At 47.1% G+C, this 291-nt stretch carries 1 tRNA gene; it reads right to left on the bottom strand.

The window, feature by feature from the left end:
* Positions 1 to 171: 171 nt before the first annotated feature.
* Positions 172 to 247 (bottom strand) — tRNA-Ala (locus ACOYA6_RS23065).
* Positions 248 to 291: the final 44 nt, after the last annotated feature.

Below are 291 nucleotides of genomic sequence, written 5' to 3'. Positions count from 1 at the left end.
TGTTGTGAAAATTTGAGAGACTCGAACACACTTACCATCTGTTCCTGTTACGGAGAACAGACACAGTGTGTCGTTTCAATTTTCAGCTTGATCCAGATTTTTAAAGAGCAAAACTTCGCAGCGCACCTTCGCAGGTACACTCTGAAGTTTTCATGTTATCGCAGTAAAGGATGGTGGAGCTATGCGGGATCGAACCGCAGACCTCCTGCGTGCAAGGCAGGCGCTCTCCCAGCTGAGCTATAACCCCATCGCAAAATGCTAATCTCTGTACCGCTCATCCTTTAAAAGGAG

It is taken from the genome of Leclercia barmai (assembly GCF_049312895.1).
Taxonomy (GTDB): domain Bacteria; phylum Pseudomonadota; class Gammaproteobacteria; order Enterobacterales; family Enterobacteriaceae; genus Enterobacter; species Enterobacter barmai.
Note: the sequence above shows the minus strand (reverse complement) of the source record. Positions and strands in the feature narration are given on the sequence as shown.